Here is a 24,714-nt window from a genome sequence, read left to right as displayed (position 1 = left end):
AGTTAGTTACGTTTTTCGCCTGCCAGGACAATCAGATTGATGCCGTCCCAGATATTAATGGTGGGGTCTGTGCTGTAGTCAGGGTCTGAGGCACAGACAATGATTTTCTTCACACTACCCGTTGCTGCGGCCAACAGGGTCGTTTTGTTGGTGACCGACTGGAATTGGAATGTACTGGCCAATAGTTCGCCTGCATGAGTGGCAGCGTTGCTGGCTCTATCAGCCGCATTATTCGCTTGAAGCAGGGCCGCATCCAGAAACTGGGTGGATACCTCACCGGTATCACCTTTATCTCCCTTATCACCTTTTTCTCCTTTATCACCGGTATCGCCTTTGTCGCCTTTTTCACCTCTATCGCCGGTATTGCCCTTTTCACCTTTGTCTCCTTTTTCACCGGCATCACCCTTGTCACCCTTGTCGCCGGTATTGCCTTTTTCACCCTGGGGGCCAACCTGAGCCAGAATGTATTGAGTGACCGACACCGAGCTGGCCTGGTTCCTGCTGCTCGATTTGTCGAGCAGCAGCCAGCCGGCGAACGTCACTATGGAATCTTCCAGAATTTCCAGCCAGCTCTTTTTAGGTAAAAACAGCGTGGTTTCCCAGGCGATCCGGATATCACTACCGTCAACACTCAGCCTGGGCAGGAACGAAGGGGGTAAGGGGTATCCACTTGGATTGTCGCGTAAGGTGGCCGATAGGGGAGCGCCCGCCTGCTTGATGCCCGAATAGATCGTAAACTCAATCGGGTTGCCAGGATAGCCTTCTATGGTAATGGCGGAGGGTATGTTTGGGTTGTTCATAGCGCGTATGTAGTTGGATTAGTTGGCCCGAAACCAGGCGTCAAGCAGGCCATACACCCGGCCCGTATTGTTGCCGTTGACCCACGAAAACACCTGCACTGCGGCCGGAGCGGTCAGGCTGGCCGTGTTGTCATACCGAGGTACGGTGACCGTACCGTAACTGCCGTACGTGCATTTGATAGTCGTGCCGTTTGATTCGAGCGTGATGGGCACGTAAGCGGGCACACCGGCTCCAGGACGAGTATAGGCCGTTACGCCATTGAAACCCATGATTGTATTCGAGCCGCTTATTTTCTGGAAATACTGGACCAGAATCTTACCCGTATTATCCAGAATGCGGATGTAGCCCCCACCGGAATTGGCCTGGCCAAACTCGCCCACCGAAGGGTAGTACTGGGTCGCCTGAAGGGTGAAGCTTACTGTCCAGCTGGTAACGCCAGTGGCGGTAGAGAAGGGGACTGTCGCAAATTTCTCTCCGCTGCTATTGTTGTTTTGGAAATAGAAATCGGGTGCCCCAATTTTTGCGTAGGTCAGGGCGTTGGTGCGGACGGTGTACTCCCCGTCATCAGTGAGAGGAGACCGAATTAAGCCGGCGGTTCCGCTGGCCAGCACCGTGTACTTGGGCAGGCCACCGAAAATGGGTATGCCTCTTGGGTCGGGCGCATTGCTGACCGTGGCGGTCACCTCCTGGGTTTGGATCGTGCTGAGGCCCGATACCTCCCAGCCGTGAATACCCGACCAGCCGTATTCCTCCCCATGAAACAAATAAATATTGCCGTTGGCAGCCGGCACGGCCGTCGCACCGAAGACATTACCGGCCATGCCCGGATTATTCGCCGGATCGCGCACCGCATCCGGCCCCGTTACCCCGAACGTACCCACAAACAAGCCATTACTGCGAACGTGATTGAACTTGTTGGTCTGGCTGCCTTTCCAGAACTCCCCATGATACGTCCAGAATATGTCATTGCCTGCCACCGGCGCATTGCCTCCGCCGTACTGGACCGAGTTGCCAATGTCATAGCCGCCATCAGCCGGAAAGTCTCCCTTGTACTCCTTGTGGGTGGCCAGCGCCCCTTTCCACTGCCATTTATTGGCTCGTACCCCACCCAAATGATAGCCAAGGCCCGCTCCGGTAGTGGGGTTAAACAGGGTTGAATTGAAGGCCGCGATGGTGCCGTCCGTGGTGATGCCAAACGGCTCGGAGCCGCCGTAGACCGGAAACGGATCGTTTGGCGTCACGGCTACGCTCTGCAAGGCGATTTCGGCTCCCCAGCCGGGATTACCCGACCCATCCACGCCCAGAAACGGGCGTTTGTACCAGGTAGCGGTACCATTGCCGCCACTGAGGCTGGTGCGGTGTACGCCTAAACTGCCGTCGGGCAGCAGCACCCAGCTTTCTGAATTTGGATTGGATACCGAACCGGTGCCCAGATAGAGACCCGTAAACTTCAGGGGCGCACTTGGCATCAGCTCCACAACGGCATACTTCTTATCGGTGAAACGCTGGATGAGGCCGTAGGTGTGGCCCCCAATGGTGATCACCTGTTGCAGGATGTTGACCTGAAAAATGTTCTGCATCCGGTTGTACTCATTCTCGAAGTACTCCGATGGCATCATCGATCGGTAATTCTTGACCAGCGTCCAGGACGAAGTAGCCGTCAGGTTGGCGTAGTCGCTGACCGAGAATTCCATGTACTGCCCAAAGAGCCGGGTCGGGTTGGCCTTGTCGACACCCGTCGTGTAACAGTTTTCCATGTAGCTCACATGGTCCACAAACTGCTTTGCCGCCGAGAAACGGAGGTTTCGGTAGTTGCCGTCATCGCCCACCCAGAAAGAGCCATCCGCCTGGTAGGCCAGGTAGGTATCATCAATGGACAGAGCCGGGTCGTCAAAATAAAACTTATAAAAACTCACCGACGGGTCGTTGCGGTAGCCGCCCTTTACGCCCAGCGAATCGGTTTTAGCGCCGGTAGCCGGGTTGTAGAACATCACCCGCTGCGAGCTGCCCCCGTCACACACGGCCAGTTCACCACCCCCCGGCCGGCAGGCCATCGCCATCGGCTTGACCAGGCCGGCAAGCGTCAGTACCGGACTGCTCAAACTACCCGCTCCAATGGTTCTGGCCGAAACGGTCGTGCCCTGGGTGACCCAGAGCTTGTTGTCATCGAGGGCATCAATAGCCAGTGCGCCAGGACTAGTAACAGGCACATCAGCCACGAAGGCCCCGGTTACCTTATGCCAGATCCGGATGACGTTTTTAGTCGAGCCCAGTGAGGCAAACAGGTAGTTGCCCGTTTTCTGAACGGCCATGCCTTTGATGAGGTCGGTATATTTGGGTAAACCGGCCGTATCGGTGATCACCAGGGCTGACTTATAGGTTTCGCCCCAGTCCTGCCCCTGGGCGGTCTTGAAGAGCTGCCCGCCACCGGTAAAGCTGTATTCAGCGTTGGTGCTGACTGTCCAGCCAAAAATGAAGTTGATCTTCTTGTCAACACTGAAAATGTCGGGGCCTCCGGCATACACCCGGATGCCGTCGCTGCACATCATGCGCGTGGCCTGTCCGGTCTTGCTATCCCGAAAGAAGTCAATCCGTACCTGTGGATTGCTCACATCGAAGGAAGCCTGGGACGGATGGCCCTCGGCGTAGCCATTGCCAAAGTAGGCGATACCGTTTACGATGACCATGGTTTGGATCCGACGGTATCCCTTCTGCATCCCGGCCGGATTTGCCCGGTTAAAGGAGGTGTTACCCAGCACGCCCATCCACTTGTACTGCACATTGTTGGTTTGCAATCGCAGTTTATAGTCGCCTTCCGGCAGGGTTTCACCCAGGTCATTCTTGCCGTCCCAGGTCTCGGTGTAGGTGCCAGCCTCCTTTTGAACGCCCGCATAAACCGTCCGCACCAGCTCGCCATTTTGAGCATACACCCCCAGGGTGGCTCTGGCTGCTACCGGGAGGGTAAAGGAGCCGGAAACAGTCACCGTCACGGGTCGGCTGATGGCGGCCCGTAGTACGGCACCAGGTTGAGCAGGTGCTTTTTTGAGTGCTCCCCTGGTGGTCGGCACGGCCGGATTGGGCTTGCTGAGCTTCTGGCGAACCTGTCCCAGACTACTCAGGCTAAACCCAATCAACAGAATAAATAAAAGCCTGGTCTTCATCAGTACGTTACGAAGTTGTTGGAGGAGGAGGGCATATACACCCGTCCGTTGAAATGGATGGCCACACCGGCATACAGGATACTGGTGATGGGCGTAACCGAAGGAACGCTCGAGCGTATGTCCGTCAGGATGGTACTGTAGCTCGCTCCGTCAGCAGAGTACTCCACGTTGAAGGTGCCCGTCGCTGTCCGTCGAAGTCTTATGTAACTGCCCGGTGCTGCGGTGAAGGTGCTGGCCACTTCCAGCGAAGCCCGGCCCTGCACAACGGTGGCAATCTTGCCGGAACTGTTGACGTAGACGCCCGCCTGATAGCGGCTCAGGTTCTGCTCAGTCTTTATGCCCGATGTGTTGAAGCCAATAGCGGCAAAATCCTGCATCGGGAAATAGCGCATTTCCAGATAGCCTTCAGTACCCGCGGGTAGTCTGGTTGTTGAAACCCCGCTATTGGGACCGCTGTCCCAGTCGACTGGGCTGCCCCCTTTGTAATACCTGAGCGCAGTACTGGAGCTGTCGATCGCGACGATCGGGGCCGCAACACCAGCGTCGGTGAAGGTCAGGGCCACCCGGCCGGTTACCGACGCTGGTGTTGCCGTTCCCGACGTCGAGGCAGTCACTAACCCGGGCTTGATGCGAATGAACGACGTACCCAGCGTATCGACGCTGACAAACTGGGCCGGATCAAACTGGGGCATGTACTGAGCCAGCAGGGAGTCCCTCAGAATGCGCATGACCTCATCGAGAGTGTATTTCGTTGTGGCCACCACATTACTGGCCGTGCCGGTGACGGGCGTAGGAGCCGTTAGCGTACCGTTCACGGTGATATTTCGGGGGGTTAAATCCGTCGTTGTGGTGATAGCCCCCTGTTTGGCATTCCAGGCTTCCTTTTCAGCATCAGACGCAAATCGAGCGGTTGGACCCTGGGTAATTCGGCTTGGATCCAAACCCGTAATAAACGTGGGGTTTGTGATCGTCGACGTGGTTTTGACAACGCTTGCCGGTAGCCGGGCTTCAGAAAAAACACCTGAAGAAATAAGCGAAGCATCGGTCACAACTCCAGTACTGCTGCCTCCTCCGGATGTAGTCAGGGGAATGCTGAGCTGATAGAGATAAAGTGCAGCACTAACCGTCGAGCCGTAAGGGGTTCCCTGCTCACTCCAGAACAGAGCAGGGGTGTAGTAGAGCGAGCCGGTTCCTTTGATGCTCACCTTGACGAGTGACCTTTCCGCTTTAACCGACACATCCGCGTAAGGGTAAAAGCCTGTGATGTTGCCGGCCGCATCAGCCGTGGTAATCTGATCGCCGATGCGGTAGATGCGGATGGCCGATGATTCGGAAAACTGAGCCTGCGCACTGGCCATAAGCAGGCTGAAAAGCAGGGTATAGATTAAACTAAGTGATTTCATGGTAGAGGGTTTGGTATTAAAATGAGGGTCCCAACCCCTGTTGTTGGTAGAATGAGCCGGGCACCAGTTTGTATTTGTCGGGCGGAATGGGCGACAGGTTCTTCAAATCGGTAGGGTTCCGCACCATTGCACCCGTTGTCCGGTCCCAGTAAATCAGGTTCCAGTAATCCCGCCAGTTGACATGATACCCCGGCCGGATGGCGGTATTATTAGCCGCTTTCGATTCGTAGATGATGCCGTGATACGACCGAAACTCACCCACGGGTACTGTCACCAATGTACCCTTCGCGGTGCCATCGGTGGGAAACTGTGATGAATTGCCGATCTTATCGGTCCAGAATTCCAGCGTGGTAAAGTCGAAGTTTGGCCCGAAGCCGGTATTGACGAACTCCGGATGTGGCACCGTACCTGACAGCGTGTTACCTGACTCGGTGACGGTCGTATTCCCTGGACTGGTATTATTGACCCAAGTTGTGACCGGCGAACTGCCATCAAAGGTGTTCCCTGTAACGATTACTTTTGAGTTCGCCCCTTTCACCTCAAACTTCATAATGAAGTTCTCTCTGGGCGCGGTCGGATAGATCAGATTATAGACGAATCGGTTGTGGCCAAACCAGTTGTTTTGAAACGCGAACGTCAGGTTAGGTATAGCCGTCTGGCCGCCTGTCGTGTTATAGTAGGATTCAAACAGGCCGGTATTGAATAGGAACGCATTGCGTCGGATCAGCACCGTGTCAGTGGCCAGCGTCACCTTCGATACATCTTCCGTTAACCGTGACTGACCATTGATGAATTTCTCACCTCCGCGAATGAACAGGTTTTTCTCGATCAGGTGCCCGCCCTGCCGCAGATCAGTCTGAAGGCTATTGTCCTGGAATTTTTTGAAAGCATTTTTCGCATTCAAATTTCCCATGGCGACGTTATGATGGATACGCGTTCCCTTGTGAAGCTGTCCCACCTGAATGGCCTCCGTTCCCGCCCGCACAATGACATTGTTGTAGATCTCCAACGAGTCAAATTTGGCCCACACGTCCGCAGCTGTATTGCCCATGTAGAACCCTTCCGACTCGGAGTCATGAATATAAAGGTCGTGGTATTTCATATTCTTGTAGGGCAGACACACCGTACTGCCCGCAACCCGCATATCGTAATTCCTCCCGTTGACGAACACGGGCGCGAAGTAGCCCCCTCTAAGTTCCATAAATTCAGACTCCACGCGCTGACAGCCGCCATCCATCACTAAGCCATTTTTGCTCGAATCCGTCCATCGGTTATCGAGCAGAAACCCGTAGCGGTCAGCCCGGATCGGATAATTCCCTTCATGGCCCCGGTAGTCGCTATCCCCAGCCCCACTCACCGGGTCATACCGTCCTGACAATAGCAATCCCTGTGCCCCCAGAATATTCAGGGAGTTGAGGACCTTGACCTGACCGTCGTAGTTCCGGATTTGGATGGGTGCCTGACCATCCGTCGTTCGGGATGAATCAAGCTGAATCACCACGTTCACGTAGTCAGCTCCCTTGACCCAGATCGTCGAGCCAGGTGCCAGGGTGGGGGCGTTCTGGCGGCTGGTCCTAATCTGAATCGAGTGATCGGTAGCACTACCAAACCCAAACGTTGCGCCTGGCACAATCAGATCGCCTAGTTTCATTTGCGGCCACATGCTAATATCGTCAGCAGTCACCATCCGGTGCGCGATGGATGAAGGCGTACCTGTCGCATCCTTCAGCACGATCTCCCGCGTGACGGTCTTCCCCTGATAGCTGGCCGTAAGGGTCGTTATGCGATGATCGCCTTTCACCACATTCGTTGCATTGGCCAGCGTAATCTGACTGCCGGGCGTAATGGTCAGGCCGGAAGCCATTCCCCGGCTGGCTGACAAAGAAGCACTGGCGGTCACGTCCGATGTGGTACCGGCCAGTGTTGTTCTGGTTATCTGATAGCTGCCGGAGGCTCCTTCCGCTACCGAGTCAGGGCCGACGATGGCGAGCGTGCTGCCAGCCGCTACCAGATCCGGATTAGCGACCGTCGTTTTCTCCCAGAAAATATTAATCAGCCCGGTACTGGGATTGTACGACATCCGGTCATGGGCGCCCGTAGCCGTCACGCTGGTGATCGTGCCACCGCCCACCAACAGGCTCATATCCCGGAACCGGTTCACAGACGGAACTGAACTCACGTCCAGACTAACCGTCAGCGTATTACCCGAAAGTGCCTGACTCTTCTGGGCCAGCCGTTTCATTTCCCGGTATTCAAGCTGCTCGGTCATACCCGCGAACCAGACCCGATCGGCGGCAACCGAATCGGCGTAATTGAAAAAATCGCTCATTTCCGGATACGTACCTGAGTGCGTCGCAAGGCGCATGCCGAGGTGTTTACTGGCATTGCTCTTGGCCAGCAGATCCACAAACTGCGCTTTGAGTGTGCCGACAGTGGTCGCGTTCCAGCTGTCCTGAAGATTTCGCGTGTATTGCACAAAACCCGTATTGCCAAACAGCGTGGTTCCGGCGACCGGCAAGCTTTCTTCATTCAGGAAATTGGCCCCATCGTTGGCAGGATTGTAGGCCGTGTTCGTGGGATAGCCGGTATAGCCATCCCTTGCCGCCGTGGTGGTAATGCCCAGGTATTGCAGCGAATCAGCCCCCCGCACGAAGCCCGCATGGGAAGAGGGCAGCACAACGCCCCGCATGGCATATTCTACACCTTCGGCTTTTAACTTGTCGTAGGTGAACTTCTGGTTTTCGGCCAAATCCCAGCCCGCCTGCGAATAGGTTGCACTGGAGGGGGGATAGAAATTATTGGACGTTGGCGTATCATGGTAATAGCCGTGATTGAGTACACCCCATTTACCGTCGCGTACCATCGTCGCAATCTGAGCGGCCGTCAGCTTCCCCGCAATGCCCCACAAATCGCCATTGTTGAAGTTCGACCGGGCATTTACGACGGTACTACCCCGCCACTTGACGGCATTACCCGCTCCATCGGTGTGCGTTTTCCCCTGAAAAAACTGATAGTCGGTCCAGGTAGCACTTAGCAGATCGTCACGCTCATACTGGAACCAGGCTTGTTTGTTGTACTTGAGTGGGGCAAACGTAGCGGTCGGCGATGTCGGCGCACTGGCATAGGTAATCGTCAGGGTGACGATGTTGGAATTGGATACCGGCTGAGTAGGCTCTGTGGGCTGGCTAGTGCTGCTGCCCGTCACTGTGCGCCAGGGCATTCTCAGGCTTTGTGCCTGCCCCTGACCGACTGCGATCAGGAGCAGGAGAAAGATAAGTTTCTTCATGGATCAGTTACGGTCTTGTTCCGCTATATTCTTCCAGCACAAACGTGTTCCAGGGTACACTGCCGGAACCGGTTACAGTACCCCGGTTGACGTTCATCAAAATGGCGTTGTTACCGTCAGGCGTGATATTCTTAAATTCGACGAGCGCCGTGTTGGGGTCTAATTCGTTTCCGCCACCGACACCAAAGTTGTTGGAAACAGCCTTTTCTTTGGTGACGCCACCAACCACGAAGGCCGTGGAGCCCGTTGAGGTTGCCGACACAGGATACAGGAGCAGTCGATATTTCTTGGTTGGGTCGAGGTTGTTGAAGCTCACCTGCGCTGGCGTTGCCGAGGTCACCATCCAGGCACCTTTATACATATCGAGGGGGTACAAACTACCCGCTACCGCAGACGTACTCAGCGAGGACGAGGCCTGCGCGAACGGAGCCGTAATACTCAGGGTGACCCCCGAAGCCGTACCCGTTTCGGTGATCAGACTCTGGGAGGTATACCCACCGCCTGCGGTGGTAAGTTGGCTCGCCGTCGGCTTCAGCTGGTTGACGTTGGCGGTTGTGGCGACAGCGAACGTCGACTGCATGTTCTGACCCCGAATGATACGGGTAACGGTATAGCTAGCTTCGGCCACCGATGTGGTCGTTGCCGTGGTGGTACCATACGCCGAAGCCGTAGTGCCCGCCCCGCCCGATGCCTTAATGCGGAACCAGTACTGGGTACCCAGCGTCAGGCCGGTAACGGCATAACTCAGGGCCGACGTCGTCGTCAGACTCACCAGGCCGGTCGTATATCCGGCGTTGGTCGCCATCTCAAGGGCATAGCTGGTCGCACTCGTTGACGCGGGCCAGCTTAAGGTCATTCCGGTGTTAGTGATGTTACTCGCCGTAAGCGCCGGTGCTGCAATGGTGAACGTTCCTGTTAGTGCCGCTACCTGCGACTGGAGACTGACCACCGTGGCATTGAGTGCTGTGATGGCCGATGAAATGGCAGCAATACTGGCTGTATTGGCTGTAATGCTGTTGGTATTGGTAGCAATGCCGGTCGTGTGAGTAGCAATACTGGCTGTGTTAGTAGCAATGTTGCCATTAGCCGTCGACAATCCCGTTGTCAGTGTATTGAGGGCTGAAGCGACCACCCCGTTGGCAATCCCATTGACGGATGAGCTATTTAATGCCTGATCGATTACCACGGAAGTTCCCCCCGGAATGGTAACCGTCACGGTTTTGTCGACCTGGTTGACCGAGACGCCAGCCCCGGTGTAGTTTACGGTTAGAGCATCCGCATTATTGAAGGGCGTAAACCCCAACGCATCCTGTTTGTTGTTCCAGGCTAATTTCTCATTGTCACTCACAAACCGGTACAGGCTTGTTTGGGTAATTCGTGTCGGATCAAAGGCGGTGATCCATCCGGGATTCGAATACGTACTGCTCGTCTTGACCACATTGGCAGAGAGCCTTGCATCGTCAAGTGTGCCAGCCGTCAGCGAAGTGGCACTGGTCGTTGTGCCTCCGCTTCCACCGCCAATGACTATGTTGCCCGGTCCAAGTATGGGGATATCGTTGATTGTCTTGATATTGCTGCCCGAAACGAGTGGAGCTTGTTTGGCATTCCAGGCGTCCTTTTCAGCATCACTGGTAAACCGGTTCAAACTGTTCTGACTGATACGTGATGGATCGAGAGCCGAAAGCCAGGTGGGATTTGAGTAGGAGCCGGTCGTTTTGACTACGTTCGCACTCAACCGGGCGTCGTCCAGGGTACCCGAGACGAGTGCACCGGCGTTGGTCGTGGCTGCCGTTGTACCCCCACTGCCGCCCGATGAGCTAGCCGGAATACTGAGCAGATACAGGTTGAGTGCTGCGTTAACGGTCGAGCCGTAGGGGGTTCCCTGCTCGGTCCAGAACAGAGCAGGCGAGTAGTAAAGAGTACCAACCCCTTTAACGCTTACTTTAATGAGCGCCCCTTCCGCTTTAACTGACACATCGGCATAAGGGTAGAAACCCGTGATGTTGCCGGCCGCGTCAGCGGTAGTGATCTGGTCGCTGATGCGGTAGATGCGGATGGCCGTGGGTTCGGACACCTGAGCCCGTAGAGGAATGGCGAGAGAAAAGAGGAACAATAAAAACAGTAGTGGTTTCATGGTACAAGTTTTGAATTGGGTTTAGGAAGCCCACCAGCCTTTGCTCGCTGGTGGGATACTCTGGTTTACTGCTCCACTTCAGGCTGGGCCTCTAGGCGGAAGGCAGGCTGTAATTGGTGATCAGGATTTCCATTCGCCGGTTCTTCATGTTTTGGCGCTCGCCTATGTGAATCACATTCAGCTTGTGCTTGCTGGCCAGCGAAAGGATATAGGGATGGTCAAACTCCGAAATGGCAAACCGGTAGCCAGACGAGACAAGTGCGTCAAAGAGATCATCGCAGTCGGTCTCGGTGAACCCTTCGTAATTACCCCCTTTGGTTTCCAGATACGGCGGATCGCAGTAGATGAAGACCCGCTTTTCGGAGCCGGGCCGGATCGAAATGCGGCTGAGCATTTTACGGAAATCACAGTTCATCAGCTGGACACCCCGCATCAGCTCGTGCACCTGCTGGATGCGCTGGGCCACCAGTGGGTAGGCATTACTCTGGCCAAAACACATGGTCGTCATGCGGCCCATGAAGGAGAAGTTAGAAAACAGCAGAAAGCGGGCCGCTTTTCGAATCGGATCCCCTTCCGGATTGGCTTTCCAGTACTTCCAGAGGTCTTCGTGCACCGGCATAATGGACCAGAAGTTCATAAGCTCAGGCTTTCGATCGACGATTACCTTAAAGAGGTTGTAGACTTCGCTGTCGTAGTCATTGACGATGTTGTGTTTAGCTTTTGGTTTACTGAAGAACAGGCCACCCGCCCCAAAAAAGGGTTCGATATAGGTGTCATGCTCAGGGAAGTGAGCGATAATGGCTTGGGCGATGCGTCGTTTGTTGCCCGGTCGAGTGAGAATCATTGCTTAGATAGATTAATAGAAAAAGAAAAAACAGATGGCTGGGATCGGCTTCGAGTGGCCGATCCCAGCCCCGACTAAGTTTCGATCAGGGTGGTTTTGATACCGACGTACCACCAGCCAAACGACACCAGAATGTAGAGGTCGACTTTAACGTCCTTGTTGATGTTGCGCTTGAAGCTCACCAGTGAGTTGGGGGCTGTCAGCAGGGCACACAGCTCCGCTGAAGCCGGGACGTTCTCTTCCCAGTATTTCAGCCGGGCTTCGGCTTTGCCGTCCCGTTCGCCCTTCCAGAGCCGGACTCGCCACCAGGGCAACCGGACAATTTTGAGCTTTTCACCCGATGAATCCCCTGAACCATCATCGTAGCGTAGTTTGGGGTTTGCCGCCAGCAGGGCGGTCAGTGCCTGTTGTAAGAGCAGGTTTTTCATGGTATTAATTGGGGTCTACGTAGTTGCTGCTTTGGGCGCCGTTGGCGAACGGACAGTGTGTTTTTTCGTCGCTTTAAGCCAGTCCCCAGGCCAACCGCAAGTGTTAACAGGGCTTGCCAGTCAGAAGCGGAATTGGGGTTGATATTGCCGATATAGCTTGGCACGAATAGCTCGGAGCCTGACGTCGGCTGGAGAAAATCCGCCATCTGGATTCGGATATTGGCAATCTGCCCGTCCCAGTTGCTGACCCCACTCATGGGGATGGCCACGGTCTGCTCGGTACCCGAATTGTTCACGCTGAACGTCTTGGTGTATTCGGGGCTATTATCCATCCCACACTTTTTCCACTTCAGCACGTAGCTGGTAATGTTCGGGGGGAACGTTCCCTTAATGTAGATCGTGGGAATGGTTGAGGCAGGCCATGTCCCGAACGGCGAGGCCAGCGCCGCAAAATGCACCGTCTGTCCCTCCAACGGAGTGCCATTATCGCCAGGTCTACCATAGCCGATGTTGAGCGCGTACCGGTTGTTGATGAACTTGGCCGCGCCATTTTCACTCCACCAGCCCGCCGTCTGGTTCTGGCCAAACGACCAGTCAAACTTGGTGTAGGTGAAGCCCGAATTGTCGTACCAGTTCAAAAAATTAGTCAGTGAACCCGCGTAGAAGGCCCCGCTAAACGCTACATTGGTACCCGGCAGATCAGCCCACTGCATCATCGCGGCCGAGTTATTGTAGCTCGTGGCATTCGAGAACTCATCCCCCGAAATAGCCTGCGAAATGCTGCCCTGAAAGCGGGAATTGAACTGAGGGATATTGAAAATGCCAATATCATTGTCATTGACGGCCCCAAACCAGTGGGCTGATGCGGCATAAATATCAGTCCACCGAACCCCATCCGTGCCCGATCCTTCCACTGGAGGAACGGGTGTAATGGTCTGGATACCGCCCGGCACGGGCACTTTGTGGTGCCACATTTTAGCGATGGGGAAGATGAAGGGGGCTTCCTGCTGCCTACCCTGATAGATCATCTGGGTGTCGGTGCGGTTGTTTTCCAGAATCGAGAAGTAGCGCACTGAATTGCCCTCCAGCCACCACCAGCAGTGATAGACGGTTTGGCCATACGAGTTCCGAATCGCCCACTGACGCGGTACGCCCCGGCAGTACATGACCTCCCCATACCCTGAAATATTGCGTTTTTCGTACCACGTAATTTTGGACATATCGTGATACGTACTACCACCGTGCACCCAGTTCATACCCGTGTCGAAGTACTCTGACGTGCTCATGCCGTTATCATGGAAGTCATGCCCCGGCGTGCCGTACATGCTCCAGCCGCCAGACCGCCCGCCATCGGGAGCCGGTAGCCCTTCGAATACCCCCTTATAGCCGTCGGCGTTGGTGTTGACCAGGTTCTCGCCATTGCCAATGCTCAGCCACTTTATCGCCCCGCCGAGTGCTTTACCAATGCCGAATTTTATGTTGGCATTTTGTATGTACATCGTCTGGTTGCCCAAGGGAAGTGAGGAGTACTGATTGCTCGACGCGTCACTAAAATTTGGCGTAAAGGGGGCCGACAGCATGAGCTGACTGACGCTTCCTTCACCAAAGCCGTCCCGGAAGTAGGCCGTCGTGGTGACCGGGGGTGGTGTCGTCGTGGTGGTGCTGACCGTAAAGGTTCGCCGGGCAGCGGCCGGGTCGGTGGTCTTACAGATCGTACCGTCCAGCACGAGCGTGTAACTGCCATCCGAAAGGGCCGAACTTAAATTAATGGTAAACGTGCTGGTGGTGAGCGTGCCTGAATTGCCCGAACGAACGGCCGTGCCGCTCTGCTCGATTTTCCAGTCAATACTGCTCAGACCATCCCCATCATACTGGACCAGCATGGACGAAGGGGAGTTTACCGTCAGGTTCGTCACCGTTGGCCCTCTGGAGCAGAAGGGGCGGGTATCGCCGGACGAGCATCCGGACGATACCGGAATTACCTGACCCGAGTTGAGGGTAAGCGATACACAGCCCGCATTGAGGGCGGTAAAGAAATTGGTATTACCCTGGCTGGTCGCCGGATAAAGGCCCATGTCACGGCGACTAAATCCTTTTTGAACAGTGCCGGAGAACGTCCGTTTGACCTTCTGAAGTTTGTAGGTCTGGGCGTAGGTAGCGGTAAACGCCAGGAGCAGCCCCAGCAGGAGAAGTGATAACTTTTTCATTACAGATTGATGCGATTAGCGTTTGCGGTGGGGGTGAACTGATAGACGACTGTGGCTGAGCCGCCATCCTGCTCAGCCGTGATTTTCATGGGGAAAATGCCCAGATTGATCTGCCAGCGACGTTTGTAGTTGCCGTCATCGAGATCACCAGAGGGGTAGAAATTGCCCGATTGAATGGGTACATTGTCGGGGTTGGTGGTGCTGAAGGCCGTGCCATCCTGCCGCTCGAATTTGATCTGGCCGATGGTGTCGGGGGCTTCCAGCGTCAGCACACCACTTGCGTAGGAGTAGCGCAGCAGCAGGGCCCACGATGGCCGGTCATCGATCAGGTCAGGACCAAAATCGGTATCGGCTGACCATGAGCTGCTGGTTATGGGGCCTGAACAACCGCGCAGGGCTACCTCGAAGTCAGTCGGTGGCGGTGGCGGCTGGGTAGTGCTCAGACTGCGCCAAACTAGTCTCTGCTCAGAGGTGAGCGAGGCCAGGTACTGCTCGATCTGCGAGCAGGTGTACTGATCTCCATCATAGGGAATAATGACGTTCGTGCTGGAGAGCAGCACGCCGTCCTCGAAATCATCGAATATTGCGGTGAAATACGCCATGGTTATTCTGTCGGGTAGACGGTGGTTTGGGCCTGCGCGGAGGCGGTTGTCGTGAAGGCGAATTGCAGGGTGCTGCCCGCCCGGACACTGCCCTGGGCGCTGACGATGCGGACCTCGAAGACGGTTGTTGTATCAGGGTCGACGTTTTTGCCGAAGGTGCCGGGCACGCTGGCCGTGGCACTGGCGGGACCTTCCCAGGCCGACCAGCTATCCTGCTCGCCTACTTTCCAGCGTATTTGCAGGCCAAAGGGGTCGCCACTGCCGATGTTGAGGTTGTTGCCGTAGACAGAATAAAGGACCGATGATCCTGACCAGTTGCGCTTTACCTGCGTGATGAGGGGAACCACCGTAACCGGTACGTCAATTTTTAGCTCGAACTCATCATCAGCCGACTGGTAGGCGCTGTCGACGTAGACGACGCGAATGGTAAGGGTCTGGTTTGGCGTGCCGGCCGGGGGTTGCGCGAAGGTTCGGGTGGCCGGGTCAAAAACCAGCCAGTCAGGCAGGGACATGTACGACTTGAGCTGCTCATTGTAGAAATAGGCTCTGAGCGTACCCGTGTCGCCCGCGTTGTCGCTGAACTGGTTTTGGGCCAGCACTTTTGAGGTACCATTGAAGGCGGTAATCGTCCAGTTGTCTGTAGGATTGGCCAGCGAGGGAGCCGGGTTGGATGGGTCAGGTACCGAACAAGTCACCGAAGTCGGTGCGCCCACATCGGTGGTTGCCTTCACGCTGCTGCTGCCCACGAATACCTCCCAGGTGTGGGTACCCGCCGATTCACTGGCAGACTTGTAATACACAAAGCCCAACTCGTCACTGTCCGCTGTGATGCCTTGCGTAGCCAAATAGCTTACCACGTCAGGTCGGGCGATAGTCGGGTTGATATAGGCTACCGGCACGCCATCACGCTCAATGCGCAAGGGGCCTCCATACCCCCAGCCCGTAATCCGCTGGCAATCGTTGACGTCAATCCGGGCAATTTTGGGCGCTTCTGCCACCACTTTGGGCACGAATTCGTAGTGCTGGAAATTCCGAAACGCGTTGCTACGCACGGGCGGGGGCGTCACCACGGAGCCTTCCCGTTTCCACACTTTCCCATCAGCATCGAGCACCAGCTGGGGGAAATTCTCGGTCGTGGTGGGAATATTGCCCAGAAACAGACCGCCCAAAAGCTTTACCAGGGCATCCGTGATACCCATGTGAGCAGCACTGCCCGTTTTGGCAACCTGATCGAGGGTGGGCGTCTGGTTGTTCTTATCGCCAAATATGATGGCGTCCTGGCTGAAGGCGTTCTGGACCTGGTTACGGCAATACACCAGGTAGACGTTGCCGACGATGAAATCAACCCCACCGGCCGCTTTGTCAAAGACGTTGCTGATCTGCCAGTTGGCTTGGTCGAGAGAGTACTGCCAGTCGGACCCGACTGGCTTATCAATGCGTATAGGCATAATTAGAGGAGTTGAGGAGGTTCCTGATCGCCCGTCCAGCTGGAGAGGTGAGGTTTGATGAAGGCAGTCTTGAAGATCTCGCTGACGGTAGGCACGTCGGTGAGGCCCGATGCGTCACGCGTGGTCGGCTTATCGGTGATATCGGTCGCAAAAGAGATCGGCTCTTTGCCCCGGAATAGGCCTGCTGCGGTGGTCTGATTGAGAAAGCCCAGCGTTTCGGGGTTGGGCCGGGCAGCAGCTACCTGGAACTTGGCAATGTCGACGGCCGTCAGGTTACGCACGAAAGCTGGCACGGTTGGATCGACCGCATAGACCGTCTGAGTCGGCTGAATAACCACCGTACCCCCACCGCCCACAAAACCGGGGGGCAGCAGCGGCTCGGCCGCTTCGGTTCCTTCCGCATAGAAATCGTCTTTGAAGAGGTAGACGTACTCAAACCGGTGCGCAAACTGGGTGTCGCCGTCCTTGTTTTCCTTGATGGATTTGGCCGTGATGCCCACCGGCAAGGCCTGTGCGTCCACCAGTCGGAACTGCTTTGGTGAGCGGTAGAAGTCGTCCCAACGGCGCAGTTCAGTCTGGGAGCGAAAGCCCGTCGTGACCTCCACACTGCGCTGGAGGGAGATGCCGTAGTCGGTAAACTGCCCGTCGGCCAGCTCATAAAGAGCCGGCAGGTAGACTTCGGCCTGCTCGTAGAAACGGGCCAGCTCGGAGCTGCCTTTGCCAAAGGTGGCCAGCGTATCGACGACGCCCAGACTGGTCAGATACGCGAAATAGCGCGTATGGGGCTGGTAGTCGTAGTTAAGAATAAAGCGGTATTCGGCGCTTAAGGGGCTTGTGCCCAGCGAGGTGCCAACCCACCGCACCGTGTATTCCTTCAGGATCCGGCCGGCGGGTAGATTGTCGAACAGCTTTTGCTGAGGTGCCCCCACGGCGAAGGTCACTTTCTGGCCGGCCAGCACGTCGACCGGCTGACTGAGCACATCGTTCATGACCAGCTGACTGTCGTCGTCGAAGGTGAGGGTGATCAGCAGGGCCGAGCCGAGCCGGTCAACCCGCGAATTGAGAAAACTCAGAAACTGGGGCTCATCAGGCCGAACAACGCGTGTGGTGGCACCAAAGCGCAGGGCCGGATCGGCAGCCGGATCATTCGTGTAGCGCTGCAGCAGATTCTGCCCGCCGGAAGCCCGGTGCTGATAGTCTGTACCCCCCAGCAGGATATAGCGCACCTGGTCGGTGTACAGCCTTCCCACCTCGATGGGTGATCCGTAGGCCTCGGCGTAGGCCAGGTAGTACTTGCGGGCGGAGGTATGCGAGAGGGTCGTGGTGGAAGCTGACCAGTCCGGCCAGTCGGCTTTCAGGGCGTCGTGCAGCACGGCCCCCACATCGAACTGCGCCAGCCCATCGCTGTCCATCTCCACGACGGGAGCGAAAACCTGTTCGTAGTCGGCCTCCAGATCGGTGCCAGGCGAGCCGGGCTTTTGCAAATACACCGCACAATAGACGCTGTACTGCACCCGCAACACCGGGTCAGCTCCGGCCGTATCGACGCCCAGATCAATGGGGCCCGCACCGGTGTTGTTATCCAGGCTGATGGTGTAGGCAACGCCGGGTTTTCGGGCGGTGAATTTGATCAGCGACCAAATGCCTGCATCGACGCGGGAGATGGTAAAATCCGAGCGAAACGCAAAAAGACTACCAAACCAAATGGCCAGAATGGTGGCGTAGGCCGATGAGCCGTTGCCGGCAGGAAACTCGGTGGGAAGTGTCGGGGTGGTGCGGGCCGTCAGGGTGATGACTTTGCCGTTCCAGCGCAGGCGTAAAACAGTGCCATCGGGAACAGGCTGACCTTTGATGATCAGGCTGGTGACGGCCTTTACCCCCGTGCTGGCGTAGCGGCCTGACCCTGAAAAGCGGTACAACGTGCGCCCGCCTTTACTGAGCGAATAGGGGTCTGGAGAGGAAACAAGTGTGACCGGCATGGGCCAAAGTTGCCCTCCGCCGCTGCTCTGAGCCGCGACACCCTACACCACCCGGATTTTATAAATCAAGCCAGTCGTCGGTCGAAACGGCCATGGATGTGGGCATCTGCCAGGTGATGGCGTAGCCCCAGCCCGTGGCATTGCCGCCCAGGATCGGCGTTGGCTCGCCGGCATTGACGGGGAGCATGACTACGTTCTGAGCCGATAAGCCTCCGCCCGGACGCAGTTCCTTACGGAGCCGGCCCAGGACGCTCCGGGCAATGAGCCGGGCCTGGTGGCGGGCGGCCCGAATGGAGGCCGTATCACCTTGCTCGATCTTACAGATAATGGAAAAGCCGCCCTCAATGCGCAGACGGTTGTTATCCTGAGTGGTATCGAGCTCATCAAAGTACTGGTCGAGCAGGAGGGCCGGCAGCTGGAGTTTGTTACGAACGGCCTGCTCGAGCTCCGCCATGTTATCATCCTGTACCAAAAAGAACCCCTGGCTGGACTCATCCCCGGGCACGTGGCGAATGGCCTTGTGCTTGCTGGCCAGCCCTTCGAAATAAGCAATGTATTCTGGTTCAGTCATGGGACTACGTTTTGCGGGTTTTTTCAAGCTCTTTCTCCAGCTCGTCTGCCTGCCGGATCTGCTCGTCGAGCACTTTCAGGGCCAGATACAGATTGGTCTGCTCGATCTGGCTGATCTTGGTCACGTCGAGTTTAGCCAGCCCCAGCGCAACGTCCAGCCAGTTTCCCGCATTTTTTTGCGGTTTAGGAGGTTGCTGCCCCTCTAAAATGAGCTGTTTTGGGAAAACGCGGGGGAATGCCCGTTGCAGATTTTGCTGGCAGGCCTCGTAGTGCGCCACCACCAGGGCAATCAGGGCCGGTTCGAGCCGCTCGAAGCGTTTGGCCCTTTTCTCGACCGTGTGCTTATCGAGCGGCAGGCGGATGTCACCCGTCTTTTGTTTTTCGGAAGTGGCCGGCCGGTACAGAATGGCCGTCAGCAGGGCAAAATTCTTGTCCTTATAGGCCTTCTCGGCGTACATAAACTCCTCAAAGGTGCTGCTGGAGAGGCCTTCGCGGGGGGCATAATACCGCTGCCGGTCAAAAAGTCGACGCAGCAGTACGCGCGGGGTGCCATACCGGTAAGAAAACTGGCTAAACTGACTCACCAGAAAACTGGGGCCGGGCTGGCTTTCCCCAATCCAGCGAATCGAATCGATCAGCGCCTGCCCGTACTGAAGGGCCTGAAAGCGGGTCTCTTCGGGAATATTCTTTCGGCGCAGAAACCGCTCGTCGAACAGCCACCGCTGATGCTCTTTGGTAAAGCCGTAAATGAGCGCCAGAACAGGAAAGATCGTCTGGGGCTCTCCGGCTACCCGGTAGCGAAACCGCATCAGGGCCACGGCCTGCGCGGGGCTAAGCTTATCCCAGCCCGATGGCCCCTCAAAGCGCCAGCTACGGGGCCGTCCGGCGGGCGTTGCGATCGTCAGGTCGATGGTTGTCATCGTAAGAAAACGTCTCAAAAGCCTTAGCGGCTCATCTGCTTAAGCTTAAAGAAAATGTAGGAGAGCGCCACCCCACCCGCCAGAATGCCCCAGTGGACAATATTTTTAGTGACCAGCTGCTCACCGGGCGTACCGGGCTTGGGACCTTTCCAGCTTAAATGCCAGGCGGCCACACTCATCAGCAGGCCCATTAGTAGCTCCAGCAGGTAGTAGATCGATGAAGGGGGCGCAAAGCGGACGGGGTGTACCAGCAGCATCATCGCCGAGAAGGCGAGCAGCCAGATGGGAACTGTCAGGAGCCGGGTGCGGTGCCGTAAACGGAAAACTAAAATGGCTGCGCTGATCAGACAGAGCACCAGACCGATCTGGGCGAGCCAGAATAAGGGATTGTGAAGCATGGCCGGTTAGGGTTTAGGGGGAGTAACGGTTTCAGACAATTGCGTTTTGGCCTTTTTTAAGATGATATCGGCCAGCAGCCAGCCGATGAGCCCGGCAATGACAGTGGAAAATTCGGGGCTGAGCTTGGTAAAGCTCATCACGTCTTTCCAGGCCGCCATACCAATCACCATGCCACCCAGCGCACTGCTGACAAACTCCCAAAGGGGTTTATGAACCGGCTGGCCGGAAGCGTCTTTTTTTGATTTAAGCGTGGCGATCGTCGCCCCGGCAAAGGCCCAGGGTAGTTTGGCCCAGTCAACACCTAGGGCGACAACCCAGAGGCCAATCTGTTCACCCCAAGCCAGAAAAAGCAGGCTGTTGGTGGAGCAGAAAAAAGATGAATTACGCAGTAGGGTGGAAGGGAGGAGGCGTTTCATTGAGGTAGTTAGTAATCAGTGAGCGGGGCTGATAATGGGCATTATCCTTCTGGATGGGCTACATGCCAGGCGTAGGCCCGGGGTAGTTTGATGTGGTACTTATTATCGCGATAATTCTCGCCGTTGTAGCCGTAGGCCAGCCCGTCCCATTCGTGGTCGCGCAGCTCGTCGTCGAGCTTTTTGGAAATCAGAAACCGGCAGAACGCCATCAGCTGAGCCGCTTCACCCGTTTTAAGGGCATCGACGAAGTCATGCACGTTTTTGTAGCCACAGCGCCAGTACTCATCCCCCATCACCTGAAACAGACCCCAGCTGCAGGACAGCAGCGCGGCCGTCGCATCCAGCGCCATGGCCGTAGCCAGCCGGCCATAGTCCGAAACCGGTCCCTTGTTGTAGGGGCAGTTCGCCATATAGGGGTGGGAGAGCGTTGGGTGCGTTTTGTCGTATTTACGGCCGGTTTCCTTTCGGAAGCGGTGGCCCTCAAAGCGGATCAAAATGCGACCGTCGGGCAGGAAACCGTAGCCTGAACTCTCCACGTCGCGCACGGCCCGGATCTCGGCCACGCCGGTGCGCAGCAGGCTGGCTGCTGCCTGGTAGTCGGCCAGCGTCAGTCGTTTATCGGCGCTCATCGCAAACTAAGCAGTAACAGGGTGAACAAACTCCCACCAATGCCCGCTCCGCCGGCTGCCCAGTACCATTTACGAACCCGCAAGGTTTGGATGTAGTCGAGGGTTGCCGTGGCAATCCGTTCGGGCGTGGCCCCAACCAGCGTTTTACGAATCGAGCGGGGAAGTTTTGACAACACCTCATCGGTCATCCGCTGCGCCTGACCAGCCAGTTGCCGGGCCGCTTCCAACCGAGTTATGGTGTTGACCAGAAGGGTACTGAGCGAGTCTAATTTTTTAGTGTCGTACGCACTAACCGCCCGCTGGTCGGCAAGGGCCTGCCGGATGGCTTTTTGTTCCGTCTTCAGGGACGAAATGGCCAGCTCGGAGCTAATTTTCAGGGCTTCGGCGGCCTGCAGCTTGGCTTTAACGGATTTGTACAAGACTGTATCCATGGCCACGCCCTGAGCAAAGGGAAAAGGCTGGTTTTTGACCATGGACTGCACCGACTGGGCGGTTGCCGCGTTCAGGGCAGCCCAGAGCATGGCCAGTCCAAAGAAGAATAGCAAAATGATCCAGTCAGGGAAGTTCGATTTGGATCGAGTCGAAGGTCTGCTTCGATTTTTCATAGGTTGTTACGGATTGAGTTGAACGAGCGGTTAAAATCGTGACGGCCTGGCTCGACGAATCCGCCCGGTGGACCAGTTTGGCCCGGGTGGTATCGGCGTAAATCACAATGCGGGTAGGTTCGGGTTTGGCTTTGGAATGACAGCTTTGCAGCAGGACTCCCATCCAGGTGAGTAGAGCCAGTAAAGCGCTCAGAAACGCCATCGATGACCAAAAGAAGTGTTTAATTTTAGTAACCATACGTGAAATAGGTTATAGCCAGACAATAGATCCGGATGATTCAATCAGGCCGCTGGCCTCATCGTCTTCCGCCTGAGAAGGCAGCAGGGCCGACAGCCCATCCTCAAAGTTTGACCAGAACAGATCCGCCTGTTTTTGCAGGTTCTGGCTTACCCAGTCAAGCATCTCCCGCCCGGGAGGAGTATAGTACGTCGAGTTGGCATACTGACCGGCGTAATTCACCTGCACGTTGGTGCCACTGAGCTCGATGCTCAGGTTGGGCAGGGCCAAAATGACGGCCTGGTAGGCCAGCGACCGCAGCAGATTGCGTCTGAGGACCGCTTTTTGACCCCCCGAATCGCTGTCCGGCAGGGCTTCCAGCCGGGCCAGAGCCTGTGCCCCCTGATTTTCCTCAACGGCCTGGATAAAGGGTCTCAGCGCCCAGAAGGTGAGCCATTTGTCCTGAATGGGGTAATACTTTGAAAACTCGGGGGCACTTTTAAACAGCGCATCCTGATGCTCCTGAAAATAGGGTGCTTCTAACCACTCGGGAAACACCGCCGGCTTGGCGGCTACCAGCTTAAGCAGCGCATCCAGATCCTGCCAGCCCATTTCCCGCAGGGATTTATCGAGCTTGGTGGTCTGGTATTCAAACGCCGCTTTGCGATCGGGGGAGGCCGTCACCGTCACCCCGTCATCGCCGATCTGTAGCTCGGCAAACGGCAGATAATCGGCAAAGGCGAGCCTCGCTACCGCCGAGCGGGCCAGTCCATAAGCCTGCTTGAGGAAGGGGTCCAGGGTGGGATCGTAGCCGTCCAGCTCGCTGAGCCGCCCGGCCAGCGCTTCCCCCAGAAACCGGGGCAGCAGCTGAGCGGCCAGTTGATCAAACAGGGGCAGCACGGCTCCCATGCTGAAGTTTTTAACAACACTGGGAATCAGCGTGCGGAATTCAGCGGCCGGCCCGGTAAAGAAGGAGTTCATTAGCTTAGTTTTTTAGTGGTACCGGCACCGGTATCCAGCGTGGTCAGAATGGTATCCCGGAAGCGAAAGCCCAGTTTGGGCAGGGCCGCTTTCCAGCCGTTGTATTCGGCGACAAACATCAGCGGCTCCAGCAGCATATCCCGGAACGGTGACAGCATCTGCAGGGCAATCAGGTAGGCTTCGCGTTTGTCGCTGCCGCCCGATTTAGCCCCCATCTTATCCCCACCGGCAAAGCCCACCATGGCCGGATCGACGTTCAGCGCGTAGAAGATCTGGGCCGTGGCCTCCATGTTGTCTTCGATGAACTTGCCGTCTTTGAGCGGATCGGGGATGGCCGTTATGGTGATGTGATCCTTGAACATCTTGTTCACCTGGTCCCAGGTCACGTCGGTAATGATGGAGTTGCCCGCTTTGGTGACGTCGGTGAGCTGCTTGTTCATGCTCTCCAGCCATTTTACCTTCAGGGCGCGTTTGCCCTCGGCAGTGGCCTTGGTGTATTTTTCCCCGTACAGCATGGGCCAGTAATCTTTATCGACCTTGAAGTGATACTTCAGGGCCATCTGGTTTTTCATGACGTGCTTTTTGTAGGCCGGGATGCCGAGGTGCACGTCGAGCCAGCCCGATTCAACCAGGCTGTAGTGGTGCGGCAGGGCGTAGTAGCGTTTGCCCGGGGTGGGAAACCGGATGGGGTACACGCAGTTGTACACCGACTGATCGCGCAGCCAGCCCACCGGATCGGGGTGGTAGGGATCGATGGCCTGGATTTTTTTGGCCTGCTGCGCCGAATGGCGGGGCCAGTTGGCATCCAGATAAATGTGGGGAAGATTACCCGTGGGGCTCATGCGGCACCAGCGGCACTCCTCGGCATTGAGCGGATGCAGCTCGGTGATGATACTGCGGTCCTTACTGACGATCATTTCGGGAAAACCGTTGAAAAACCAGGTGGCGTCACCGGCCATTTCCCGTAGATAAAGCTTGAATTTACGTGAATCGATAAAGGCATTGACCGCATCGATGACCGCCTGGTCACCGGTGAGTTTGCGAACCACTTCGTTGCCCTTCTCGTCGATATCGACTTCGACGGCCATAATGCCCCGGCTGACCAGCATGGCCGACAGCTTGCCCAGGGTGGTGGGAATGATAGGATCGCGGTTATAGAGCTCGACGATGCGCTGGGGAAAGTCGTTGCCTTCGCCCCAGGGCATCAGATCGGTAAGGCCTGCGTAGAGCGACTCATCAGGAACGACCGAGCTGGGTTCCGCGCCGGGCATCTGGCCCGGCGGAGGAAAGGCACCTGCCCGACTGGAGGCCGGCCGGTCGTTTTCAAACGCTACGCTGATACCCGCCGATGCCATTATGCCGGCATCGTACTGATCGCCCTCAAAATAGGCAACCGGGCTACTTTTTCTCTTGGCCATTTAGACTACCTCCTGATTGTTGAAATAAAGAATCAGATCGAGGTGGAGTCGAATGACTTCCTTGGTGCCCAGTGCCTGAACCAGCAAATAGCGTTCGGTTTGCCGTTTTTTGGTCAGCAGGACAATTTTGCGCATATCCCGCAGCTCACCGCCCGTGTTACGTGCCCGATCGGCCGTACAGACCACCAGATCGAAGGCTCGGGGCTTTCCCCTCGCATCGACACTGCGCATTTGCTGGATCATGTCCGCCACCTTGATCATAGGCG

21 protein-coding genes are annotated in these 24,714 nt (G+C 56.3%); all 21 read right to left on the bottom strand.

The window, feature by feature from the left end; genetic code table 11:
* Window positions 1–2: 2 nt before the first annotated feature.
* The 21 genes from NT073_RS18905 to NT073_RS18805 all read right to left on the bottom strand — a co-directional run bounded on the left by NT073_RS18905 (window position 3) and on the right by NT073_RS18805 (window position 24,709).
* Entirely contained in the window at window positions 3–800 is a 798-nt protein-coding gene (locus NT073_RS18905; RefSeq protein WP_297376527.1) for a collagen-like protein, read from the bottom strand.
* 18 nt (window positions 801–818) lie between these two features.
* Window positions 819–3,962 carry a FlgD immunoglobulin-like domain containing protein gene (locus tag NT073_RS18900; RefSeq protein WP_297376525.1) on the bottom strand — a complete coding sequence of 1,048 codons (3,144 nt, stop codon included), beginning with the start codon at window positions 3,960–3,962 and terminating at the stop codon, window positions 819–821.
* Window positions 3,962–5,365, bottom strand: a complete 1,404-nt coding sequence (locus tag NT073_RS18895; RefSeq protein WP_297376523.1) for a hypothetical protein — start codon at window positions 5,363–5,365, stop codon at window positions 3,962–3,964. The genes NT073_RS18900 and NT073_RS18895 overlap by 1 nt, the downstream gene beginning before the upstream one ends.
* A 16-nt stretch (window positions 5,366–5,381) precedes the next feature.
* Window positions 5,382–8,651: a hypothetical protein gene (locus NT073_RS18890; RefSeq protein ID WP_297376521.1), complete on the bottom strand. Its 3,270-nt coding sequence runs from the start codon at window positions 8,649–8,651 to the stop codon at window positions 5,382–5,384.
* A 7-nt stretch (window positions 8,652–8,658) separates the two neighbouring features.
* Window positions 8,659–10,785, bottom strand: a complete 2,127-nt coding sequence (locus NT073_RS18885; protein ID WP_297376519.1) for a fibronectin type III domain-containing protein — start codon at window positions 10,783–10,785, stop codon at window positions 8,659–8,661.
* 91 nt (window positions 10,786–10,876) lie between these two features.
* Entirely contained in the window at window positions 10,877–11,629 is a 753-nt protein-coding gene (locus tag NT073_RS18880; RefSeq protein WP_297376517.1) for a DNA adenine methylase, read from the bottom strand.
* Between the two features lie 74 nt (window positions 11,630–11,703).
* Complete coding sequence (locus NT073_RS18875; protein WP_297376515.1) at window positions 11,704–12,057, bottom strand: hypothetical protein; 354 nt, start codon at window positions 12,055–12,057, stop codon at window positions 11,704–11,706.
* Complete coding sequence (locus NT073_RS18870) at window positions 12,054–14,264, bottom strand: hypothetical protein (protein WP_297376513.1); 2,211 nt, start codon at window positions 14,262–14,264, stop codon at window positions 12,054–12,056. Before NT073_RS18870 ends, NT073_RS18875 begins: the two co-directional genes overlap by 4 nt.
* On the bottom strand, window positions 14,264–14,866 hold the full coding sequence (locus tag NT073_RS18865; protein WP_297376511.1) for a hypothetical protein: 603 nt from the start codon (window positions 14,864–14,866) through the stop codon (window positions 14,264–14,266). Before NT073_RS18865 ends, NT073_RS18870 begins: the two co-directional genes overlap by 1 nt.
* Before the next feature lie 2 nt (window positions 14,867–14,868).
* Window positions 14,869–16,314, bottom strand: coding sequence for a hypothetical protein (locus tag NT073_RS18860; protein WP_297376509.1), 1,446 nt, complete (start codon window positions 16,312–16,314; stop codon window positions 14,869–14,871).
* Between the two features lie 2 nt (window positions 16,315–16,316).
* Entirely contained in the window at window positions 16,317–18,293 is a 1,977-nt protein-coding gene (locus tag NT073_RS18855; protein ID WP_297376507.1) for a hypothetical protein, read from the bottom strand.
* A 58-nt stretch (window positions 18,294–18,351) separates the two neighbouring features.
* Window positions 18,352–18,864 (bottom strand): hypothetical protein, encoded by a 513-nt coding sequence (locus NT073_RS18850; protein WP_297376505.1) that lies wholly within the window; start codon window positions 18,862–18,864, stop codon window positions 18,352–18,354.
* A gap of 4 nt (window positions 18,865–18,868) precedes the next feature.
* On the bottom strand, window positions 18,869–19,783 hold the full coding sequence (locus NT073_RS18845; RefSeq protein ID WP_297376503.1) for a hypothetical protein: 915 nt from the start codon (window positions 19,781–19,783) through the stop codon (window positions 18,869–18,871).
* 23 nt (window positions 19,784–19,806) lie between these two features.
* Window positions 19,807–20,181 carry a hypothetical protein gene (locus NT073_RS18840; RefSeq protein ID WP_297376501.1) on the bottom strand — a complete coding sequence of 125 codons (375 nt, stop codon included), beginning with the start codon at window positions 20,179–20,181 and terminating at the stop codon, window positions 19,807–19,809.
* Between the two features lie 6 nt (window positions 20,182–20,187).
* On the bottom strand, window positions 20,188–20,598 hold the full coding sequence (locus tag NT073_RS18835; protein WP_297376499.1) for a hypothetical protein: 411 nt from the start codon (window positions 20,596–20,598) through the stop codon (window positions 20,188–20,190).
* Between the two features lie 41 nt (window positions 20,599–20,639).
* Window positions 20,640–21,161, bottom strand: a complete 522-nt coding sequence (locus tag NT073_RS18830; RefSeq protein WP_297376497.1) for an N-acetylmuramidase family protein — start codon at window positions 21,159–21,161, stop codon at window positions 20,640–20,642.
* 62 nt (window positions 21,162–21,223) lie between these two features.
* Window positions 21,224–21,832: a hypothetical protein gene (locus tag NT073_RS18825; RefSeq protein WP_297376496.1), complete on the bottom strand. Its 609-nt coding sequence runs from the start codon at window positions 21,830–21,832 to the stop codon at window positions 21,224–21,226.
* Window positions 21,783–22,070: a hypothetical protein gene (locus tag NT073_RS18820; RefSeq protein ID WP_297376494.1), complete on the bottom strand. Its 288-nt coding sequence runs from the start codon at window positions 22,068–22,070 to the stop codon at window positions 21,783–21,785. The genes NT073_RS18825 and NT073_RS18820 overlap by 50 nt, the downstream gene beginning before the upstream one ends.
* Before the next feature lie 12 nt (window positions 22,071–22,082).
* The gene (locus NT073_RS18815) at window positions 22,083–23,030 is read right to left on the bottom strand and encodes a DUF6712 family protein (protein WP_297376492.1); all 948 of its coding nucleotides are present in this window, start codon (window positions 23,028–23,030) and stop codon (window positions 22,083–22,085) included.
* Window positions 23,030–24,448: a hypothetical protein gene (locus tag NT073_RS18810; protein ID WP_297376490.1), complete on the bottom strand. Its 1,419-nt coding sequence runs from the start codon at window positions 24,446–24,448 to the stop codon at window positions 23,030–23,032. The genes NT073_RS18815 and NT073_RS18810 overlap by 1 nt, the downstream gene beginning before the upstream one ends.
* Window positions 24,449–24,709 (bottom strand): hypothetical protein, encoded by a 261-nt coding sequence (locus NT073_RS18805; RefSeq protein ID WP_297376488.1) that lies wholly within the window; start codon window positions 24,707–24,709, stop codon window positions 24,449–24,451.
* Between the last annotated feature and the right edge of the window lie 5 nt (window positions 24,710–24,714).

Origin of the sequence: Spirosoma sp. (assembly GCF_026391055.1) — a bacterium.
Lineage (GTDB): Bacteria > Bacteroidota > Bacteroidia > Cytophagales > Spirosomataceae > Spirosoma.
This window is presented reverse-complemented; position numbering and strand designations above follow the sequence as displayed.

Coding starts and splice junctions, on each gene's coding strand:
- NT073_RS18905 (WP_297376527.1), bottom strand. CDS start 800: ATGAACAACCCAAACATACCCTCCGCCATTACCATAGAAGGCTATCCT.
- NT073_RS18900 (WP_297376525.1), bottom strand. CDS start 3,962: ATGAAGACCAGGCTTTTATTTATTCTGTTGATTGGGTTTAGCCTGAGT.
- NT073_RS18895 (WP_297376523.1), bottom strand. CDS start 5,365: ATGAAATCACTTAGTTTAATCTATACCCTGCTTTTCAGCCTGCTTATG.
- NT073_RS18890 (WP_297376521.1), bottom strand. CDS start 8,651: ATGAAGAAACTTATCTTTCTCCTGCTCCTGATCGCAGTCGGTCAGGGG.
- NT073_RS18885 (WP_297376519.1), bottom strand. CDS start 10,785: ATGAAACCACTACTGTTTTTATTGTTCCTCTTTTCTCTCGCCATTCCT.
- NT073_RS18880 (WP_297376517.1), bottom strand. CDS start 11,629: ATGATTCTCACTCGACCGGGCAACAAACGACGCATCGCCCAAGCCATT.
- NT073_RS18875 (WP_297376515.1), bottom strand. CDS start 12,057: ATGAAAAACCTGCTCTTACAACAGGCACTGACCGCCCTGCTGGCGGCA.
- NT073_RS18870 (WP_297376513.1), bottom strand. CDS start 14,264: ATGAAAAAGTTATCACTTCTCCTGCTGGGGCTGCTCCTGGCGTTTACC.
- NT073_RS18865 (WP_297376511.1), bottom strand. CDS start 14,866: ATGGCGTATTTCACCGCAATATTCGATGATTTCGAGGACGGCGTGCTG.
- NT073_RS18860 (WP_297376509.1), bottom strand. CDS start 16,314: ATGCCTATACGCATTGATAAGCCAGTCGGGTCCGACTGGCAGTACTCT.
- NT073_RS18855 (WP_297376507.1), bottom strand. CDS start 18,293: ATGCCGGTCACACTTGTTTCCTCTCCAGACCCCTATTCGCTCAGTAAA.
- NT073_RS18850 (WP_297376505.1), bottom strand. CDS start 18,864: ATGACTGAACCAGAATACATTGCTTATTTCGAAGGGCTGGCCAGCAAG.
- NT073_RS18845 (WP_297376503.1), bottom strand. CDS start 19,783: ATGACAACCATCGACCTGACGATCGCAACGCCCGCCGGACGGCCCCGT.
- NT073_RS18840 (WP_297376501.1), bottom strand. CDS start 20,181: ATGCTTCACAATCCCTTATTCTGGCTCGCCCAGATCGGTCTGGTGCTC.
- NT073_RS18835 (WP_297376499.1), bottom strand. CDS start 20,598: ATGAAACGCCTCCTCCCTTCCACCCTACTGCGTAATTCATCTTTTTTC.
- NT073_RS18825 (WP_297376496.1), bottom strand. CDS start 21,832: ATGAAAAATCGAAGCAGACCTTCGACTCGATCCAAATCGAACTTCCCT.
- NT073_RS18820 (WP_297376494.1), bottom strand. CDS start 22,070: ATGGTTACTAAAATTAAACACTTCTTTTGGTCATCGATGGCGTTTCTG.
- NT073_RS18815 (WP_297376492.1), bottom strand. CDS start 23,030: ATGAACTCCTTCTTTACCGGGCCGGCCGCTGAATTCCGCACGCTGATT.
- NT073_RS18810 (WP_297376490.1), bottom strand. CDS start 24,448: ATGGCCAAGAGAAAAAGTAGCCCGGTTGCCTATTTTGAGGGCGATCAG.
- NT073_RS18805 (WP_297376488.1), bottom strand. CDS start 24,709: ATGATCAAGGTGGCGGACATGATCCAGCAAATGCGCAGTGTCGATGCG.